This window comes from Xenococcus sp. PCC 7305 (assembly GCF_000332055.1).
Taxonomy (GTDB): Bacteria; Cyanobacteriota; Cyanobacteriia; order Cyanobacteriales; family Xenococcaceae; genus Xenococcus.
In genome coordinates this window covers 1-3,123 of the sequence record NZ_ALVZ01000019.1, presented here as the reverse complement: position 1 = coordinate 3,123, position 3,123 = coordinate 1, and the positions used below count along the sequence as shown (strand labels likewise).

Sequence of the window (3,123 nt, the reverse complement as noted above, 5' to 3'; positions counted from 1 at the left end):
AACCCTCAAGACTGCATAAATACTCGATACTCTGTCTTCTGATTAACCTTACCTAACCAAATCTTTCTGATTTCTCATCATTCTTTTATCCTTTTAGGACAAGCCCTCGGTCTGTTAGCTAGCCTCGGCTCCGAACATTACTGCTCTTCCACCTAGCTCCTATTAACGGGTGTTCTTCCCGTGACCTTACTGGATTACTCCATGAGAGCACTCATCTTGAGGTGGGCTTCCCACTTAGATGCTTTCAGCGGTTATCCTCTCCGCACTTGGCTACCCAGCGTCTACCGTTGGCACGATAACTGGTACACCAGCGGTGCGTTCTTCCCGGTCCTCTCGTACTAAGGAAGACTCCTCTCAATGCTCTTACGCCTGCACCGGATATGGACCGAACTGTCTCACGACGTTCTGAACCCAGCTCACGTACCGCTTTAATGGGCGAACAGCCCAACCCTTGGGACCTACTTCAGCCCCAGGTTGCGATGAGCCGACATCGAGGTGCCAAACCTCCCCGTCGATGTGAACTCTTGGGGGAGATCAGCCTGTTATCCCTAGAGTAACTTTTATCCGTTGAGCGACGGCCTTTCCACTCAGCACCGTCGGATCACTAAGGCCGTGTTTCCACCCTGCTTGACTTGTTTGTCTCGCAGTCAAGCTCCCTTCTGCCTTTGCACTCTTTGGCTGATTTCCAACCAGCCTGAGGGAACCTTTGCGCGCCTCCGTTACCTTTTTGGAGGCGACCGCCCCAGTCAAACTGCCCACCTGAAACTTTCCTTCTCCCGGCTTACGGGTTCAAGTTAGAATTCTAGCTCTACTAGAGTGGTATCTCACTTTTCGGCTCCTTAACCCCCACAAGGGCTATCTCAACGCCTCCCACCTATGCTGCGCAAGCAAAGCCCGAACCCAATTCCAAGCTACAGTAAAGCTTCATAGGGTCTTTCTGTCCAGGTGCAGGTAGTCCGTATCTTCACAGACATTCCTATTTCGCCGAGCCTCTCTCCGAGACAGTGCCCAAATCGTTACGCCTTTCGTGCGGGTCGGAACTTACCCGACAAGGAATTTCGCTACCTTAGGACCGTTATAGTTACGGCCGCCGTTCACCGGGGCTTCAGTCGTTAGCTTCATTCCGAAGAACTGACCAACTTCCTTAACCTTCCGGCACTGGGCAGGCGTCAGCCCCTATACGTCCTCTTTCGAGTTGGCAGAGACCTATGTTTTTGGTAAACAGTCGCTTGGGCCTCTTCACTGCGACCAGCTCTCGCTGGCACCCCTTCTCCCGAAGTTACGGGGTCATTTTGCCGAGTTCCTTAGAGAGAGTTATCTCGCGCCCCTTAGTATTCTCAACTTGCCCACCTGTGTCGGTTTCGGGTACGGGTATTCTGCTTTCATCACTGTAATGGCTTTTCTTGGCACTATCTTTCACTAAGCGTTCTCCGTGGAAAACTCCCAATCCATTCAGGGTTTAGCTATTTTTCATGCGTCCTCACTACAGCTCCCACAGTTTAGTCAGGGAATATTAACCCTGTCTCCATCGACTACGCCTTTCGGCCTCGCCTTAGGTCCCGACTAACTCTTCGCGGACGAGCCTTCCGAAGAAACCCTTGGGCTTCCGGGGTTTGGGATTCTCACCCAAATTTTCGCTACTTAAGCCGACATTCTCGCTTCTGTACTGTCCACACCTGCTCACCGCTAGTGCTTCTCCCTATACAGAACGCTCCTCTACCACTTTGACCTAAGTCAAAGTCCACAGCTTCGGTAGGATGCTTAGCCCCGTTCATTTTCGGCGCAGGAGCGCTTGACCAGTGAGCTATTACGCACTCTTTCAAGGATTGCTGCTTCTAGGCAAACCTCCTGGTTGTCTATGCACTCCCACCTCCTTTCTCACTTAGCATCCATTTTGGGACCTTAGCTGGTGGTCTGGGCTGTTTCCCTTTCGACGATGAAGCTTATCCCCCACCGTCTCACTGGTTGTACTCTACAGGGTATTCTGAGTTTGCCTCACTTTGGTACCGCTCTCGCAGCCCGCAGCGAAACAGTGCTTTACCCCCCTGCATTATTAACCAACCGCTGCGCCTAAACGCATTTCGAGGAGATCCAGCTAGCTCCGGGTTCGATTGGCATTTCACCCCTAACCACACCTCATCCGCTAGCTTTTCAACGCTAGTCGGTTCGGACCTCCACTTGGCTTTACCCAAGCTTCATCCTGGACATGGTTAGATCACCCGGGTTCGGGTCTACAAAATGTGACGACCGCCCTTCTCAGGCTCGCTTTCACTCTGGCTTCGGGTTTCTCCCTTAACCTGCCACATCCTGTAAGTCGCCGGCTCATTCTTCAACAGGCACACTATCACACGTTCAATCATGCTCTAATTGCTTGTAGGCTAACGGTTTCATGTTCTATTTCACTCCCCTTACCGGGGTTCTTTTCACCTTTCCCTCGCGGTACTTTTCGCTATCGGTTACGCAGGAGTATTTAGCCTTACGAGGTGGTCCTCGCTGATTCACACGGAATTCCTCGGGCTCCGTGCTACTCGGGATCCAGCTAGGTGGCTTCTATTTTCGACTACAGGACTTTCACCTTCTCTGGTGCACCTTTCAAATGCTTTGTCTAATTTCTGCTCTACCATATCGCTGTCCCACAACCCCATTTGCCTTAGCATATGGTTTAGGCTGTTTCCTTTTCGCTCGCCGCTACTGGGGAAATCGCTTTTGCTTTCTCTTCCTCCAGCTACTAAGATGTTTCAGTTCACTGGGTTGGCTCGTTCCTACCTATGAATTCAGTAGGTCGTACTTGGGGTTCTCCCATTCGGAAACCTCCGGCTCATTGCTTGTTTCCAGCTCCCCGGAGCGTATCGTCGGTAACTACGTCCTTCTTCGCCTCTGCGTACCTAGGTATCCACCGTTAGCCCTTTCTAGCTTGACCTGCTATTTTCGGACTACTTTTTCGATATGTCTTTCCTCACAAACCTAAACTATAAGTTCAGTCTGTCAGCAAAAACATACCTTAACCTGGTTCTGGTTTTAGTTAATCTTTTTGACTTTTCTCTTTCTTTATGCAGTTTTCAAGGTTCTGACTGGAGTTTAATCTCCAGCATTCTCACAATTCCTGTGCCGATGCTGATGATT

The 3,123-nt window shown here is 50.7% G+C and carries 1 rRNA gene; it reads right to left on the bottom strand.

Annotated elements, in window-relative coordinates:
• Positions 1-94 precede the first annotated feature (94 nt).
• Positions 95-2,920, bottom strand: a 23S ribosomal RNA gene (locus XEN7305_RS00225).
• Positions 2,921-3,123: the final 203 nt, after the last annotated feature.